The organism is Qipengyuania sp. 902 (genome assembly GCF_051195295.1).
Taxonomy (GTDB): Bacteria; Pseudomonadota; Alphaproteobacteria; order Sphingomonadales; family Sphingomonadaceae; genus Qipengyuania.
In genome coordinates, this window is sequence record NZ_JBNJLJ010000001.1 from 477,697 (window position 1) to 493,779 (window position 16,083).

Consider the following 16,083-nt stretch of genomic DNA (forward strand, 5'->3'; position numbering starts at 1 on the left):
GCGGCGAGGACAGACCATGACCGACACCGCGCCCACCACCCTCCTGCTCGTCGACGACGAGCCGGGACTGCGGGAACCCCTGGCGGAATATCTCTCCGGCCAGGGGTTTTCCGTGCTCGAAGCAGAAAGCGCCGCCGCCGCCCGCACCACGCTCGGTGAGGCAACGCCCGACCTCGTCCTGCTCGACATCATGATGCCGGGCGAGGACGGCTTGTCGCTCTGCCGCCATCTCGTCGAGACGCGTGACCTGCCGGTCATCCTGCTGACCGCGCGCGGCGAGGCGACCGACCGCATCGTCGGCCTCGAGATCGGCGCGGACGATTATGTCACCAAGCCCTTCGAACCGCGCGAACTGGTCGCCCGCATCCGTTCGGTCCTGCGCCGATCCGAGCGCGCCCCGATCATGCAAGACGAGCAGCTGGTCTACCGCTTCGATGGCTGGACGCTCGACCCACTCAAGCGCAAGCTGGTCGATCCGGACGGCGCGACCGTGCCCATCTCGACCGCCGAATTCCGCATGCTGCGCGCCTTTTGCGACCATCCCTGCCAAGTGCTCGACCGCGACCGGCTGCTCGACATGGTGCAAGGCCGCGAAGCGCAATTGTTCGACCGCGCGGTCGACAACCAGGTCAGCCGCCTGCGCCGCAAGATCGAGGCCGACAGTCGCAATCCGCAGCTGATCCAGACCGTACGCGGTGGCGGCTATCGCCTCTCTGCCGATGTAACCCGAACGGGCCGCGAAAGCCGGTGACGAGGCTATTACCCCGCAGCCTGTTCGGCCAGGTGATGCTGGCCATGGCGGTCGCCCTGCTGGTCGCGCAGGCGATCTCGACCACGCTGCTGTATCGCGCCGCCGAACAGCGCCGCGAACTGGCGCTGGCCAATGCCGCCGCCTTCCAGCTGATTACCGGACAGGCCCGGGCAGAGGGCCGCCGCGACGGGGTTCGCCCGCGTTTCGGCAGCGACGAACGGCGAGAATTTCGCGGCCCCCGCCTGCCACGCCGTCTGCGCTATTCGGAAAGCGAAACGAGCCCGCTAAGCGCAGCCGATATCCGCCTATCCGATCGCGAAACCGCCTTACGCGAGGTACTCGAAGCGCAGGGCATCGCTATCGAGCAACTCGTTGTCGCCCGCCGCGCGACACTGGCCGACCCGCTGATCGCCAGCGCACGCGAACGCTTTCCCCGCGTCGCCGCACGTCTGCGCGATGCGCCGCAGGAAATGCTCGTCGTCGGCCTGCGCCAGCAAGGCAGCGATACCTGGCAGGTCGCGCGCCTGCCGATCCCCCCGCGAGACCGCTCGATCGTGCGCACGCTCGTTTTCCAGACGGTGGTCCTGTTCATCATGCAGTTCGGCCTGCTGTGGTTCGCGCTGCGGCGGATCACGCGGCCGCTTGCCGCGCTGGCCGACAGCACCCGGCGCTTCGGCGGGATCGGCCATCCCGAAACGCCGGTGCACCCGACCGGGCCGGACGACGTGCGCGATCTGATCGAGGCGCATAATGCCATGCAGGCGCGGATCGGCGCCATGCTGGACGAGAAGGACGTGATGCTCGGCGCCATTGGGCACGATCTCAAGACACCCCTCGCCGCGCTGCGCGTGCGGGTCGAGAGCGTCGAGGACGACACTGCCCGTGCCCGCATGGTGGACAGCATCGAGGACATTACCCGCACGCTCGACGAAATTCTGCTGCTGGCCCGCCTCGGTCGCGCGGACCGTCCTGCGGAACGCACTGATCTCTATGCGCTACTGGTATCGGTGGTGGAGGAATTCGAAGACATGGGCGAACCGGTCGTGCTGCTGGAAGGCGAGCGGGTGGCTGCGCCCGTGCATCTCACCTGGGCGAAGCGCGCGGTGCGCAACCTCGTCTCCAACGCGTTGCGCTATGGTGGCTCGGCCGAAATCGCGCTGGCCCGCGATGGCGGCGAGGCCGTCATCGCCATCGAAGACAGCGGCCCCGGCATCCCGGAAGGCCGCATCGCCGAGATGCTCGAACCCTTCACCCGCGGCGAGGCAAGCCGCAACCGCGCGACCGGCGGCGCGGGCCTCGGCCTCACCATCGCCCGGGCCATTGCCGAGCAGCATGGCGGCAGGCTGGTGCTGGCGAACCGCCCGCAAGGCGGCTTGCGCGCGGAATTGCGTATTCCTGCTTGAACGGTCGATACCGGCGCGAACCGAACCCCCTACCGCATCAGTCCGCCCACGATATTGCGCACGAAAGCGTTGAGGCCGGTGCGCACCGGATCTGCGCTCGATTTCTTGCCGAGTACCGTCGCCACCGCGACCGAGGTGAGCGAGCCTGCCGCTGCCCGCGCCGCCGCCTTGCCCGCCTTGCTCCACATCGACGGAGTCTTGCGCTCCTGCTTGGCGACCTCTTCGCGCCCCTTTTTCGCGACCTGCTTCGCCGTCTCGGCGGCATCGGCAGTCTTCGCGGCAAGCACTTCCTCCGCGCTCTCGCGATCGACCGGCTCGTCGTACTTACCGTCGAGATCGCTCACCGAGTTGATGATCTTGCGCTCTTTCTCGGTGACCGGGCCGAGGCGCGAGTGTGGCGGCCTGATCAGCGTGCGCTGGACCACCGATGGTGCGCCATCCTCGTCCAGCGTCGAAACCAGCGCCTCGCCCACCTTCAATTCAGTGATGGCCTGCTCGACATCGAGCTCGAGATTGATCCGGAAGGTCTCTGCCGCCGCCTTGATCGCCCGCTGGTCGCGCGGGGTGAAGGCGCGCAGCGCATGCTGGATGCGATTGCCGAGCTGGCCGGCGATCTTCTCCGGAATATCGATCGGGTTCTGCGTCACGAAATAGACGCCCACGCCCTTGGAGCGGATCAGGCGGACGACCTGCTCCACCTTGTCCTCCAACGCTTCCGGCGCGTCGTCGAACAGCAGGTGGGCCTCGTCGAAGAAGAACACCAGCTTCGGCTTTTCGGGATCGCCTACCTCGGGCAGCGTCTCGAACAGTTCGGCGAGCAGCCACAGCAGGAAGGTCGCATAGAGCTTCGGGCTTCGCATCAGTCTGTCGGCGGCGAGGATGTTGATCATCCCGCGCCCCTGCTCGTCCACGGCGAGGAAATCGTCGATCTCCAGCGCCGGCTCTCCGAAGAACATGTCCGCGCCCTGACTCTCGAAGCTCAGTAGCTGGCGCTGGATCGCGCCGACACTGGCCTTGGAGACGTTTCCGTAGGTGCCCGAGAGATCCTTCGCATTCTCGTAAGCGAAGCTGAGCATCGCCTGCAGGTCGCCGAGGTCGAGCAGTAGGAGGTTGTTCTCGTCCGCATAGCGGAACACGATATTGAGCACGCCTTCCTGCGTGTCGTTCAAGTCGAGCAGGCGGGCGAGCAAAAGCGGGCCCATCTCCGAAATCGTCGTGCGGATCGGGAAGCCCTTCTCGCCATAGAGGTCCCAAAAGACCGCCGCATTGTCGGCATAAGCATAGTCTTCCATGCTCAGTTCTTTCGCGCGTCCCTCCAGCTTTTCGGCATGCTTGAACTGCGGCGATCCCGCCATCGCGATGCCCGACAGATCGCCCTTCACATCGGCCACGAATACCGGGACGCCATTGGCGGAAAAGCTCTCGGCGAGGCCCTGCAGCGTCACCGTCTTGCCGGTGCCGGTCGCCCCGGCGATCAGGCCGTGGCGATTGGCCTGCGCGAGGCGCAGATGCTGGTTCTCGCCATTGCCGCCCAGTCCGAGGAATATGTCACCCATGAAACGTCCGCTCCCGAAATCCGATCGGGCTGCGGTGTGGCGCAGGGCGCGGCGCGAGGTCAAGCTATCCCTCGACAGCGCGGCGCCAGTGGGTAAAGGCTGTCACACGATGACCGACCGGCATCCCTTCATCCTGCTTGACGATGCGCGCACCAGCGGTGCGGCCGATGCCCTGTTGTTCGAGAACCCGCGCGAGGTGTTCGTGGCGCGGCGACCGGACGAGGTGGAAGAGGTGCTGGCACGGGCCGATGCCGCGCGGCGCGATGGCGGCGAGTTGGCGGGCTATATCGCCTATGAGGCAGGGCTGGCGCTCGAGCCGAAACTGGCGAAGCTGGCCGAAGCGCGCAGTGGCGGGGCCGGACCGCTGGTGTGGCTGGGCCTGTTCGACGCGCCGACGCGCATTCCCGCTGCCGACGTTCCCGCGTGGCTGACCAGCCATGCCAAGTGCGGCGGCAGTGTTGGGCCGCTCGAGCCGCAGCTCTCGCCCGGCGGCTATGCCCAAGCGTTCGAGACGTTGCAGCAAGCGATCCGCGCAGGCGATATCTACCAGGCGAACCTCACGTTCCCGCTCGCGGGCAATTTCACCGGAGACCCGTTGGGCCTCTACGCCGCGCTGCGTCCGGCTGCGCAGGCAGGCTATGGCGGCGTGGTGTTCGATGGCTCGCACTGGCTGCTCAGCCTCAGCCCGGAACTGTTCGTGTCCTTGAAGGGGCGCGAGGCGAAGGCGAAGCCGATGAAGGGCACGCGCCCACGGATGGCGGAGGCAGCGGCCGACCGCGCAATGGCCGAGGAGCTGGCGACATCGGTCAAGGACAAGGCCGAGAACCTCATGATCGTCGATCTGATGCGCAACGATCTCAGCCGCGTGGCCGAACCGGGCAGCGTCCGGGTGGACGACCCCTTCGCCATCGAAAGCTACCCTACGGTCCACCAGATGGTCAGCGTGGTGCGCGCGCAGCTTATGGAAGGCGAAGGCGCGGTCGATCTCGTGCGCGCCCTGTTCCCCTGCGGCTCGATCACCGGCGCGCCGAAGATCCGCGCGATGGAGCTGATCGACGAGGTGGAGGTCGCGCCGCGCGGCCCCTATTGCGGGGCGATAGGCCGGATCGGCGCAGACGGTGATGCAGCCTTCAATGTCGCGATCCGCACGCTGCGCCTGACCGAGATCGAGAACTGGCGCGGCAAGGCCGTGCTCGGCGTGGGCGGCGCGATCGTTGCCGATAGCGAACCGCGCACCGAATGGCGCGAGGCGCTGCTGAAGGGTGCCTTCGCGCGCTCCAGCTCGCCCGACCACCGCGCCGCGCAGTTCGACCTGATCGAGACCATGCGGTTCACGCCAGACAATGGCATTCCCATGCTGGAGGCGCATCTCGAACGGATGAAAGCGAGCGCGGCGGAGCTGGGCTTCGCCTTCGACCGGCACGAGGCACGAAACCAGCTGCACGCGCTGTGCTTCGTGATCGAGAAACCGAGCCGCGTGCGCCTGCTCGCCTCGCGTAGCGGCGCGATCGCGCTGGAGGCGCTCGACATGCCGCAAGCGTGGCCCGACCCGGCCGAGGCGATCGTGATGCCACTGCCGGTCGATCCGGGCGACTGGCGCCTGCACCACAAGACCAGCGACCGCTCCTTCTACGACGACGCGCGTAACGTCGCCTGGCAGCGCGGCGCGCAGGAGGCGCTGTTCGTGCGCGAGGACGGCCTGCTGACCGAAGGCAGCATCACCAACATCTTCGTGCGCGGGGATGCCGGCGTGTGGCTGACCCCGCCCGCCTCGCTCGGCCTGCTGCCCGGCGTGCTCCGCCAGTCACTGATCGCCAGCGGCGAAGCGCGCGAGGCGGAATTGCGGATCGAGGATCTCGAAAACGGATTTCATCTCGGCAACGGCCTGCGCCTGATGCTGGCAGCAAGGCTCAAGACATGACCGACATTCCGATCCTCTTCGAAGACGGCGAAGCGCTGGTGATCGACAAGCCCGGCGGGCTGCCGATCGAGCGTCCGCGGAAGGGCGGCGTCAGCCTCGAAGATCACTACGAGCAGTTGAAGCTCGGCTTCCAGCGGCCGCCCATGCCGGTCCACCGGCTCGACACCGATACGAGCGGCTGTTTGCTGCTGGCGCGCAATCCGAAGGCGCTCAAACGCTTCGCGAGGGCCTTCGAAGAGCGGCTGGTGGAAAAGCGCTATCTCGGGATTCTCGACGGAGTGCCGGAGGAAGCGGTAGGCACGATCGAACTGTCACTCGCCAAGATCAGCAGTGCCGAGAAGGGCTGGCGGATGATCGCCGCGAAGAAGGGCAAACCTTCCATCACGCATTGGCGCACGCTCGATGTGAAGGACGGTCGCGCGCTGGTCGAATTCCGCCCCGAAACCGGGCGCACCCACCAGATCCGCGTCCATGCGCTGACCGGTCTCGGCATCCCATTGCTCGGCGATCCGGTCTATGGCAGTGGCAAGGGCGCACGGCGGACCATGCTGCATGCCGCCGCACTGACCGTACCGCGCGACGGCAAACCGCCGATCGATGCCAGCGCACCTCTGCCCCGCGACTTCGCCGCGCTCGGCTATTCCGATGGGTAAGATTGCCGACCGGGCGCTCGAGATTGCGGAGGAGAAATTCATCGCCTCCTCCGGCCCGGGCGGCCAGAACGTCAACAAGGTCGCGACCTCGGTGCAACTGCGCGTGGATGTCTTCCAGATCGGCATGCCGCCGGATGCCTTCGAACGGCTGAAAGATATTACCGGCAGCAAGCTGACCAAGGGCGGCGAGATCGTCCTTACCGCCAATGAATACCGCACGCAGGAGCAGAACCGCGAAGCTGCGCGCGACCGCCTCGTCGCGCTGCTGAACGAGGCGCTGACGCCGCCGAAGAAGCGCAAGAAGAGCCGCGTGAACCGTGTCGGCAAGGTGAAGCGGCTGAAGGCCAAGAAGGCACGAGCCGAGGTGAAGGCGAAGCGCGGGCCCGTGAAGCTGTAGGGACGCTTGACTTTTCCCCGTGAATCACACAAAGGGCGCGCCGGACGGCGGTGCTCGACGCGCCGCCCTTATTTTTTCGGCCATCAACCGGCCTCACAGGATCTTTAGGAACACGCCATGGCGAAGCCCGCAACCGTCAAGATCAAGCTCGTCTCGACTGCCGACACGGGTTTCTATTACGTGACGAAGAAGAACCCCCGGAACCACACCGAGAAGTTCACCTTCCGCAAGTACGACCCCGTCGCGCGCAAGCACGTCGAGTTCAAGGAAGCGAAGATCAAGTAATCTTCCGGGCCCCCTTTTCCTGAATGGTGGGAACTGCGCGGGTTCAGTGATGGTTCAATGCTCCGATCCTAGAACACGGAGCATGAGCACCTTGTCTTTCAAAACTAAATCGATCCGCGCCGCGCTTGCCCTCGGGGTTGCCGCGGTGCTTCCTGCGTCCGCCATCCTGGCCCCTGCGCCCGTCGAAGCCGCCGCCGACGACCTCGACCGAGCGGTGACCGCGCTGCGCGGCATTACGACGATGAAGGCCGATTTCACCCAGACCGACCGCAACGGGCAGGCGGTTTCGGGCGTGATGACGCTGAAGCGTCCGGGCAAGATCCGCTTCGAATACGCCAAGGGCGTGCCGATGCTGGTCGTGTCCAACGGCAAGTCGATGTATCTCGTCGATTACGAGGTCAACCAGGTCCAGCGCTGGCCGATCAGCAACTCGCCGCTAGGCGCGCTGCTCGATCCCAATCGCGATGTGAAGAAATACGGCAAGCTGATCGATTCGGGGCATCCCGACGTCGTCAGCATCCAGGTGCGCGATCCCAAGCGCCCCGAATTCGGAGTGATCACGCTGATCTTCGCGCGCGACTCGAGTGCCCCGGGTGGACTGCAGCTGACCCACTGGGTCGCGCTCGATTCGCAGAACCATCGGACCACCGTGCGCTTGCGGAATCAGCGTTATGGCGTGTCGGTTGCCGACAGCGCGTTTACCTTCAAGGATCCGCGCCGTTCGTCCCGTCGCCCGGGATAAACGGCTCGGCGGCGGCTCGTTGTATAATTACGACATTTCGCGTCGCACCGTTCATTGAAGGGCAATCGCTGCAGGCCTAGTTTCCAATTGCGAGACGACGAGAGGCGGGTTTCCCCCCTGTTGACCCCCTCATCCTGGTTCGCCTCGTTCCAAGCGTGACGAACGCTAAAAGAGAAACCCCCGTGCCAATGCCCCCGGCGCGGGGGTTTTTTGTGTTTGATGGGGGGGGGGGGGGGAGCCATCGGCATTGATGGCTTCGGTACCGAGTCCTTGTTTAGTGCGCCTTCGACATCCGTCGAAGGCTTGCTGTTCCGTCCCGCTCCCCCTCCCGACCACCCAAACAGGAAAGTCCCGTGGGTGGTCGGGAGGGGGAGCGGGACGGAACAGCCAAGGAAAGCGCGGATGCGCTTTCCGCACCTACAAACAACCTCCCGCTAGCCTTGGCCGCATAGACGCCATAAGGACTCCCCCATGGTTTCTGTCGCTACCTGGAACATCAATTCCGTCCGCCTCCGCATGCCCATCGTCGAGCGTTTCCTGAAGGAGCAGGCGCCCGACGTGCTCTGCCTGCAAGAGATCAAGTGCCAGGAGCACCAGTTCCCCTATGACGCGTTCCGCGAGCTCGGCTACGAGCATTTCGCCGTTCACGGGCAGAAGGGCTATCACGGCGTTGCGACGGTCGCGAAGACGCCGCTGAAGGAATTCTCGCGCCACGACTGGCAGGACAATGGCGAGGCGCGCCACGTCGGTGTGGAGCTTACCGACCATCAGGGCATGATCGTCGAGAACGTCTATGTCCCCGCCGGCGGAGACGAGCCCGACCGCGAGGTGAACGTGAAGTTCGGCCAGAAGCTCGATTTTCTCGAGCGCATGACGCGCTGGGCCGATGCAGTCGATCGCCCCACGCTGATCGTCGGAGATTTCAACATCGCGCCGCTGGAAAGCGATGTCTGGAACCACAAGCAGCTGCTCAAAGTCGTCAGCCATACGCCCGTCGAGGTCGACAGCCTACAGCGCTTCATGGACGCGCATGGATGGGCCGATATCGGGCGCGAGCACATCAAGGCGCCCGAGCGCTATTACAGCTGGTGGAGCTATCGCGCGAAGGACTGGAAGGCCAACGATCGCGGGCGGCGGCTCGATCATATGTGGGCGAGCCCCGAGCTGGCGAAACAGGCGACCGGCCATTCGGTGCACGAATATGCGCGCGATTGGGAAAAGCCATCGGATCATGTGCCGCTGGTGACGGAGTTCACCCTCTGAGCGAAGCCAGCGCCTCCCGCCGCGCGGCGCAGGCGGTCGATGCGCTGCGGCACGGTTGGCCGCTGGCGATTGCCGGGGCACCGGTGCTGCAACCGGTCGAAACCGCGTTCGGCGATGTCACCGGCGAAGCGATGTTGCTATCGGCAACCCGCGCCGCAACGCTCAAGCTGGCGAACCAGATCGAGGCCGCGGTGCCGCGCCAGCCGGTGTTGATGCGCGCTGCCGAGACGTTCGATCTCGGCGCAGCCTTGGCGGTGGCCGACCCCGCGCTAGATTTGCAGCAACCGCTCAAAGGGCCGTTCAAGGCACTGCCGTTGGCTTGGGAAGAGCAAGCACGCGCGGCACTGGAACTGGCGCGCATGGCTGGGGTGCTGCCTGCCTTCCTCGTCGATCCGCGAGGCGCGGCGGAGCCGGTTTCGCTCGAGGTTGAGGACGTCGCCCACTTCGCCCACGCCGCGCGCCTCCAGATCGCGACTCGCGCCAGGTTGCCGGTCACTGCCGCCGAAGACGCGCAGATCGTCGCCTTCCGCAGCCCCGACGACACGCGCGAGCATGTGGCGCTGGTGATCGGCATCGTCAGTACAAACCGCCCGCCGCTGGTCCGCCTGCATTCCGAATGCCTCACCGGCGATATCCTCGGCAGTCTGAAATGCGATTGCGGCCCGCAGCTCGATGCGGCGCTCCGTGCGATGGCGAAGGAGGCAGAAGCCGGCGGATGGGGCGTGCTGCTCTACATGCGGCAGGAGGGGCGCGGCATCGGCCTCGTTAACAAGCTGCGGGCCTATCGCCTGCAGGATCAGGGCTTCGACACGGTGGATGCGAACACACGGCTCGGTCTGCCCGACGAAGCGCGCGATTTTCCGACCGCCGCGCGAATGCTCGACCTGCTGGGGGTCGACACGATCCGGCTGATGACCAACAATCCGGCCAAGGTCGAATCCCTGGAACGCGAAGGAGTGACGGTGAACGAACGCGTCCCCCATAGCCTGCCCGACAATCCGCATAATGCGCACTATCTCGCCACCAAGCGCGACCGCGCGGGGCATCTGCTGCCATGAGCGCGATCACCATCCGGCCCGAGCAGGCAAGCGACGTCGAGTCGATCCACGACCTGACTGAAGCCGCCTTTCGCGATGCGGCCCACTCCGATGGCTCCGAGCCGGGAATCGTCGATGCGCTGCGCCGCGATGGCGACCTTGCCGTGTCGCTAGTCGCCGAGACCGCCGAGCGTCTTGTCGGCCACGTCGCTCTTTCGCCTGTGACCATCACCGACGGCTCCCGCGACTGGTACGGTCTCGGCCCGATCAGCGTACTGCCCGAATGCCGGGGCGAAGGGATTGGCTTTCGCCTGATAAAGCGCGCTATTGCCGACATCCGCGCCATGGGCGCACGCGGCATCGTCCTGCTAGGCGATCCGGCATACTATGCTCGCTTCGGCTTCGAGCATGATCCGGAGCTACGATATCCTGGGCCGCCGGCCGAGTATTTTCAGCGCCTCGTCCTCGAGGGCGATGCGCCGAACGGCAGTGTAAGCTACGCGCCCGCCTTCGGCTGAACTCTGCGCCCCAGCGCCTCGCCCATGCGGACGGTGCTTCCGGCCTCGAAACCGTCGAGCCATTCGACACGGCCCGGTTCGAACAGCAGCACGACGGTCGAGCCGAGAAAGAAACGGCCCATTTCCGCGCCCGCCTTCAGCGACACATCTCGCAATGCAAAGTCCTCATGCACCAGCTTCGGCGCATGCGCCTCGACCCGGCCCGACCAGACGGTCTCGATCCCGGCGACGATCATCGCGCCGACCATCACGCTGGCAAAGCGCCCGACCGCTCCGTCGAACAAGCAGGCCAAGCGCTCGTTGCGCGCGAACAGGCCATCGACGTTCTCCGCCGTAACCTGGTTCACGCTGAACAGATCGCCCGGCACATAGGTGGTCGATTGCAACGCGCCGGCGGCGGGCATGTGGACGCGGTGATAATCGCGCGGGCTGAGATAGATCGTCGCGAAGCTGCCGCCTTCGAAGCGTTCGGCCGCCGCGGTATCGCCGCCCAGCAATTGGCTCGCCGTGAAGGCGCGCCCCTTGGCCTGGAATATCTCGCCGCGCTCGATCGTGCCGATCTGGCTGATCGCGCCATCGGCGGGCGAAAGGACGAACTCGTACGCATCGGCCAACGGCCGCGCACCTGGCTTCAGCTCGCGAGTGAAGAAGTCGTTGAAGCTGGCGAACTGCTCGATGCTGCGCGCAGCCTGCGACATGTCGATATCGTAGGTGGCTATGAAACGGCGGATCAGCCGGTCCTTCAGCCACGGCGTCTCGCTCGATGCGAACTTGCCCGCAAGGCGCGATACGGCATGATGCGGCAAGGCATGCTGGAGGAGAATGAAAGGGGACGACATGGGGAAGCCTTGGCGCGCCGCGCAGATCAGCGCAACTGGCTATCCTTGCTGCCGCGGCGATTGATGCCCGATTGGCGCAGCGCGCCGTCGCGGCGGGACTGGCATTCCACACAAGTGCGCACGCCCGGCAGGGCCGCACGGCGCTTTTCAGGGATGCCTTCCCCGCATTCGTCGCAATATTCGGCGCTCTCGCCCTTCGGCATGCGCGAGCGGGCGGCGCTGACCGCGTCGCTGACCGTGTCGTCGATCTGATCCTGAACCGCGCCATCGCGCGCCCATCCGCCTGCCATGCGACAATCTCCTTCACCGGCCCAACGGATCGGGCCGCCCAAGGTTTCGCCAGTGGAGAGGGCTCAGCGGCGCTCGTAGCGTTTAAGGCCGGTGCCCAGCGTATTGCCACGGATAAGGATATCGTGGCCCGTCCAATCGGCGACGAAGGCGGGATTGCGACCGAGACCCGGCGCAAGGCGGGCATTGTTGCCCTCGATCACCAGCCCGTCTGCGCTGTATTGCGCGCCTTCGGCCCCCACGGCGATCAGCGCGGACCAGTTTTCCTTGTCCGCGCCCTGCACGAACCAGTTGTCGCGGATTTCGCCACTGCCGCCATTGGGCAGGTCGATCATGTAATTGGTGGCGCGGCCCTTGGAATCGTCGAAGCTGTTGTCGACCACCACGTTCCGCCCGGCGCGCGACTTGTAGTAATGGCCGCCGCGCCCCTGTTCGAAACGCGAGCGAGTGACCGTGACGCTGCCGTAGTCGCCGGCATAAATCGAATGCGCGCAGCCTGCCGAGTGTTCGCAAGTGCCGAGCCGGGTGAAGGTCGACTTGTCGATCACCATCTCGCTATCGACACCATTGACGGTGAGGATGCCCTGCTGGCTGTCGCGAAACCAGGTCTGCGAGACATGCAGCGGGCCTTTTTCCAGCCGGATGCCAGCGCCATTGCCATCGCCGACGCTGACGTCGGCCAGCACCAGCCCTTCGACCCGCGCACCGCGTCCGCGCAGCACGAGCAGCGCCTTGCCCTCGCAGGCCGTTCCGCCGAGCAGCGACTGTCCCGGCACTTCGCCGGTGTAGGTAATGTATCCCGCGCTCTGCACGGCGCATTGCCGCCAGTTGCCGGGCGCAATCCGGATGGCCCCCTCGCCGTCCCCGATGGCATCGACCGCCTGTTGCAGGGTCACGAAGCCCTGGCCCGTTTCCTGGACCGTGAAGGGTCTGGGCGCCGGTTCCTGCGCCATCACGGCAGCGAGCGGGATCACCGCAAGCGCGAAGCCCGCCACACCGGCCAGCAGCCAGCCAGGCGAGCGGTCCGAAGCGGGTGGGTGCGGAGTCGTCATGCCATATGCCTAGCACGCAACGGTTAACGGGGTGATAAGCTTTTCGTAGGCCGGACCGGGTTAGTCGGTACTGCCCCATCGCCAGCGCCACTCTCCGCGGGTTTTGGCCTTTGCGATGAGGATCAGGGCAGAGGTCGCGGGGACGATAATGGCGAAGGCGGTTCCTGCACCGACGATCGTGTCCCAGTCGAGCAAGCGCTCGCATGCTGCCACTATGACAAGATAACCGATGACCAGCGCCCAGCCCTGCCATTTGATCGGCCAGCCCGCCCCATAGCCGAACGCCTTCGGCAAAAACCACGCGTCATCATGCTTTATGGGCGGATCAGTCATCCTTCGGTGGCCTTCCCCGGCGGGCGGGCTTGGTCTTGCCAACCGCGATGCCGCGCCGGTCGAGCGCTTCGCGCAGCAGCATTTCGATTTGGGCGTTGGCGCTGCGCAACTCGTCCGCGGCCAGTCGCTCGACCGCGGCGTGAACCGCCGGGTCGAGCCGCAGGGCAAAGGCCTTTTTCGCCATCGGACGCGCTCTGCCAAGCCGCCTAGTAGAGCGAGCCGGCGTTCACGACCGGCGCGACATCTTTCTCGCCGCACAAGACGACCATCAGGTTGGACACCATGGTCGCGCGCCGTTCGTCGTCCATGTCGACGATATTGTCCTGGCTCAGCTTGACCAGCGCATCCTCGACCATGCCGACCGCGCCGAGCACGATCTTCTTGCGTGCGGCGATGATCGCATCGGCCTGCTGGCGCTTGAGCATGGCGCTGGCGATTTCGCTGGCATAGGCGAGATGGGTCAGGCCCGCCTCGTCCACCACCACGCCGCCGACCTTCAGCCGGTCGTTCAGTTCTTCGAGCAGCTCCTGATTTACGACATCGGCGCTGCCGCGCAGCGTCACTTCCTCGTCCTCGAAATCGTCATAGGGGTGGCGTGAACCGACGGTACGTAGCCCCGCCTCTATCTGGATGTTCACAAATTCCTTGTAGTCGTCGACATCGAAGCTGGCCTGCGCCGTATCCTGCACGCGCCAAACGACGTTGCAGGCGATTTCGATCGGGTTGCCGCGCAGATCGTTGATCTTCACGCGCTCCGAATGGATATTGTGCGCGCGGGCGGAAATCTTGTTGCGCATCATCCACGGCCAGACCCAGCGCAGTCCCTCGGTCCGCTCGCTGCCGCGATATTCGCCGAACAACGTGATTACCGCCGCCTGGTTGGGCTGGATCATGAAGAAGCCTGCCGCGACGATGCACAGCGCCAGCACCGTCACCACCAGCGTGCCTACGAACATCAGCTTGGCCGCTTTCTCCGCACCCGACGGCGGCGCCATGCCCGGCAGCGCAATAGCCGCAAAGGCCAGCAAGGCCGCCAGCACGATCAGCATTATATAGCCATTGTAAGACGTCGCCGCATTCTCGCGGCTCGTCTTCATTCCCCTGAGTTCCAATGTCACGACGATTCACCTCCGATATAATTATGATATCATCTTTATATCGCCAGCATTGGCTCGTCAATGGCGAGCGATGGTGCGCAGGAACTGCTCTCCATAGGCCCCGAGCTTCTTCGCCCCGACACCCGGCAGCTGGCCCAGCGCGGCGAGCGAAGCCGGACGCTGCGCGGCCATTTCGCGCAAGGTGGCGTCGTGGAAGATCACATAGGGCGGGACCTGTCCCTCGATCGCCAGCTCGCGGCGCAGTTCGCGCAGGGCATCGAACAGCGGATCGCCGACCGGGTTGGGCGTGCTGTCGCTGCGCCGCCGCTTGCTGCGTTTCGGCGGGACGACGATCTCGACCTCGCTCTCCCCCTTCAGGATCGCGCGCGCCGATCCGCCGAGTGCGAGCCCGCCATGCTCGGTCGCGACGAGATCGCCGCGCGCCTGCAAGGCCCGCGCCACCGGCTGGAGCAGGCGCGCATCCTCGCCTTCCACGATGCCGAACACGCTGAGCCGGTCGTGCCCGCGCTGGCGCACCCGCTCGTCCTCGCTGCCAGTGAGGACCTTTTGCAGATGCCCCATGCCGAAGCTCTGCCCCGTGCGGTAGACTGCGGAGAGCAGCTTGCGCGCCAGCTCGGTCACATCGGTGACGCCGGGTTTCTCGAGGCAGTTGTCGCAATTGCCGCATTCGGCCGGCGGGTCCTCGCCGAAGTGCCGCAGCAGGACGGCGCGGCGGCACTCGGCGGTCTCGACCAGTCCGGCGAGCGCGTTGAGCCGCGCGATCTCCGCCCCGCGCCGCGCCTCGTCGACCTCGGCCAGCCGCTGGCGCGCAGCGGCGAAATCGCCTGCGCCCCAGAACATGGTCGCGAGGGCCGGATCGCCGTCCCGCCCGGCGCGGCCCGTCTCCTGGTAATAGCCTTCGATCGACTTGGGCACGCCGACATGGGCAACGAAGCGCACGTCGGGCTTGTCGATCCCCATGCCGAAGGCGACGGTCGCGACGATGACCATGTCCTCGCTCGCGACGAAGGCGGCCTGGTTGGCGGCGCGGGTCTGCGGGTCGAGCCCGGCGTGGTACGGCAGCACCGGCCTGCCCGTTGCCGCGCCCAGCTTCTCGGCGAGATCCTCCACCTTGCGGCGGGTCGGCGCATAGACGATGCCCGGTCCCGGCTGCTCGGCCATCAGCGTGGCGAGCTGGCGCACCGGATTGTCGCGAAGGCGTATGGCGTAGCGGATGTTCGGCCGGTCGAAACCCGCCAGCACGAGCCCGTCTTCGGGAATGCCCAGCTGCGCCATTACGTCGCGGCGGGTCTGGCTGTCGGCAGTCGCGGTCAGCGCAAGGCGCGGAACGTCCGCAAAGGCATCCATCATTCCGCGCAGCATGCGATAGTCCGGGCGGAAATCGTGCCCCCACTCGGAAACGCAATGCGCCTCGTCCACGGCGAACAGCGCGAGCGGTGCGGCGCCCAGGAACTCGCGAAAGGCTGGCTGGCTGGCCCGTTCGGGCGCGACATAAAGCAAGTCGAGCTCACCGGCGCGATAGGCATCCTGCGTTTCGCGCCAGTCGGCATCGGCGCTGGTCAGCGTGGCCGCGCGAATCCCGTTGGCGCGCGCGCTGCGCAGCTGGTCGTGCATCAGCGCGATTAGCGGGCTGATGACCACGCAGGTACCGTCCAGCATTATCGCGGGCAGCTGGTAGGTGAGCGATTTGCCCGCCCCGGTCGGCATCACGGCCAGTGTGGACTGGCCGGAGAGTACGCGCTCGACCACTTCCGCCTGTCGCCCGCGAAAACCGTCGAAGCCGAAAACAGCTTTCAATCGCTCGCGCGCGGAGTCGAGCAGGGGAATGGCGGTTTCGACCATATCCCCTGATTGCCGCCTGCGGCCTAAGGCGCAACCGGCGCGCGGGCATTTTCCCCTTGCTCCATATGCGGGAGTCGCGCTTAAC

The 16,083-nt window shown here is 65.9% G+C and carries 18 protein-coding genes; 10 read left to right on the forward strand and 8 right to left on the reverse strand.

Translation table 11 applies throughout. The features are described 5' to 3' along the window. The first annotated feature begins 16 nt into the window (after positions 1–16). Together ACSH0F_RS02335 and ACSH0F_RS02340 are read left to right on the forward strand one after the other, a co-directional pair. Complete coding sequence (locus ACSH0F_RS02335) at positions 17–751, forward strand: response regulator (protein WP_435199520.1); 735 nt, start codon at positions 17–19, stop codon at positions 749–751. Beyond that, positions 748–2,154 carry an ATP-binding protein gene (locus ACSH0F_RS02340; RefSeq protein ID WP_435199522.1) on the forward strand — a complete coding sequence of 469 codons (1,407 nt, stop codon included), beginning with the start codon at positions 748–750 and terminating at the stop codon, positions 2,152–2,154. Before ACSH0F_RS02335 ends, ACSH0F_RS02340 begins: the two co-directional genes overlap by 4 nt. 29 nt (positions 2,155–2,183) lie before the next feature. Here ACSH0F_RS02340 and ACSH0F_RS02345 read toward each other — a convergent pair whose 3' ends face one another. Further along, the gene (locus ACSH0F_RS02345) at positions 2,184–3,710 is read right to left on the reverse strand and encodes a helicase HerA-like domain-containing protein (protein ID WP_435199524.1); all 1,527 of its coding nucleotides are present in this window, start codon (positions 3,708–3,710) and stop codon (positions 2,184–2,186) included. A gap of 109 nt (positions 3,711–3,819) precedes the next feature. Here ACSH0F_RS02345 and pabB point away from each other — a divergent pair, with 109 nt between their 5' ends. The 8 genes from pabB (at position 3,820) to ACSH0F_RS02385 (ending at position 10,526) form a co-directional block, all read left to right on the forward strand. Beyond that, a complete protein-coding gene (gene pabB / locus ACSH0F_RS02350; protein WP_435200525.1) occupies positions 3,820–5,631 on the forward strand; it encodes an aminodeoxychorismate synthase component I in 1,812 nt (603 codons plus the stop codon). Further along, positions 5,628–6,284: an RluA family pseudouridine synthase gene (locus ACSH0F_RS02355; RefSeq protein ID WP_435199526.1), complete on the forward strand. Its 657-nt coding sequence runs from the start codon at positions 5,628–5,630 to the stop codon at positions 6,282–6,284. The genes pabB and ACSH0F_RS02355 overlap by 4 nt, the downstream gene beginning before the upstream one ends. Next, positions 6,277–6,681 carry an alternative ribosome rescue aminoacyl-tRNA hydrolase ArfB gene (gene arfB / locus ACSH0F_RS02360; RefSeq protein WP_435199528.1) on the forward strand — a complete coding sequence of 135 codons (405 nt, stop codon included), beginning with the start codon at positions 6,277–6,279 and terminating at the stop codon, positions 6,679–6,681. The genes ACSH0F_RS02355 and arfB overlap by 8 nt, the downstream gene beginning before the upstream one ends. Positions 6,682–6,798: 117 nt before the next feature. Further along, positions 6,799–6,966, forward strand: coding sequence for a 50S ribosomal protein L33 (rpmG, locus tag ACSH0F_RS02365; RefSeq protein WP_050601641.1), 168 nt, complete (start codon positions 6,799–6,801; stop codon positions 6,964–6,966). 82 nt (positions 6,967–7,048) lie between these two features. Further along, the gene (locus ACSH0F_RS02370) at positions 7,049–7,708 is read left to right on the forward strand and encodes a LolA family protein (RefSeq protein ID WP_435199531.1); all 660 of its coding nucleotides are present in this window, start codon (positions 7,049–7,051) and stop codon (positions 7,706–7,708) included. Between the two features lie 471 nt (positions 7,709–8,179). Further along, positions 8,180–8,971: an exodeoxyribonuclease III gene (xth, locus tag ACSH0F_RS02375; protein WP_435199533.1), complete on the forward strand. Its 792-nt coding sequence runs from the start codon at positions 8,180–8,182 to the stop codon at positions 8,969–8,971. Further along, positions 8,968–10,029, forward strand: a complete 1,062-nt coding sequence (gene ribA / locus ACSH0F_RS02380; RefSeq protein WP_435200527.1) for a GTP cyclohydrolase II — start codon at positions 8,968–8,970, stop codon at positions 10,027–10,029. The genes xth and ribA overlap by 4 nt, the downstream gene beginning before the upstream one ends. Then, positions 10,026–10,526: a GNAT family N-acetyltransferase gene (locus ACSH0F_RS02385; RefSeq protein ID WP_435199535.1), complete on the forward strand. Its 501-nt coding sequence runs from the start codon at positions 10,026–10,028 to the stop codon at positions 10,524–10,526. The genes ribA and ACSH0F_RS02385 overlap by 4 nt, the downstream gene beginning before the upstream one ends. Here the strand turns inward: ACSH0F_RS02385 and asd are convergent. The 7 genes from asd to recQ all read right to left on the reverse strand — a co-directional run bounded on the left by asd (position 10,505) and on the right by recQ (position 15,998). Then, on the reverse strand, positions 10,505–11,365 hold the full coding sequence (asd, locus tag ACSH0F_RS02390; protein ID WP_435199537.1) for an archaetidylserine decarboxylase: 861 nt from the start codon (positions 11,363–11,365) through the stop codon (positions 10,505–10,507). The genes ACSH0F_RS02385 and asd overlap by 22 nt on opposite strands. Positions 11,366–11,391: 26 nt before the next feature. Further along, positions 11,392–11,655: a DksA/TraR family C4-type zinc finger protein gene (locus ACSH0F_RS02395; RefSeq protein ID WP_435199539.1), complete on the reverse strand. Its 264-nt coding sequence runs from the start codon at positions 11,653–11,655 to the stop codon at positions 11,392–11,394. A 63-nt stretch (positions 11,656–11,718) separates the two neighbouring features. After that, positions 11,719–12,705: a right-handed parallel beta-helix repeat-containing protein gene (locus ACSH0F_RS02400; protein WP_435199541.1), complete on the reverse strand. Its 987-nt coding sequence runs from the start codon at positions 12,703–12,705 to the stop codon at positions 11,719–11,721. A gap of 60 nt (positions 12,706–12,765) precedes the next feature. After that, positions 12,766–13,038, reverse strand: coding sequence for a hypothetical protein (locus ACSH0F_RS02405; protein WP_435199543.1), 273 nt, complete (start codon positions 13,036–13,038; stop codon positions 12,766–12,768). Then, entirely contained in the window at positions 13,031–13,222 is a 192-nt protein-coding gene (locus tag ACSH0F_RS02410) for a toxin-antitoxin system HicB family antitoxin (protein ID WP_435199545.1), read from the reverse strand. The genes ACSH0F_RS02405 and ACSH0F_RS02410 overlap by 8 nt, the downstream gene beginning before the upstream one ends. 22 nt (positions 13,223–13,244) lie before the next feature. Next, entirely contained in the window at positions 13,245–14,135 is an 891-nt protein-coding gene (locus ACSH0F_RS02415; RefSeq protein ID WP_435200529.1) for an SPFH domain-containing protein, read from the reverse strand. Positions 14,136–14,213: 78 nt separating this feature from the next. Further along, positions 14,214–15,998: a DNA helicase RecQ gene (gene recQ / locus ACSH0F_RS02420; protein ID WP_435199547.1), complete on the reverse strand. Its 1,785-nt coding sequence runs from the start codon at positions 15,996–15,998 to the stop codon at positions 14,214–14,216. Positions 15,999–16,083: the final 85 nt, after the last annotated feature.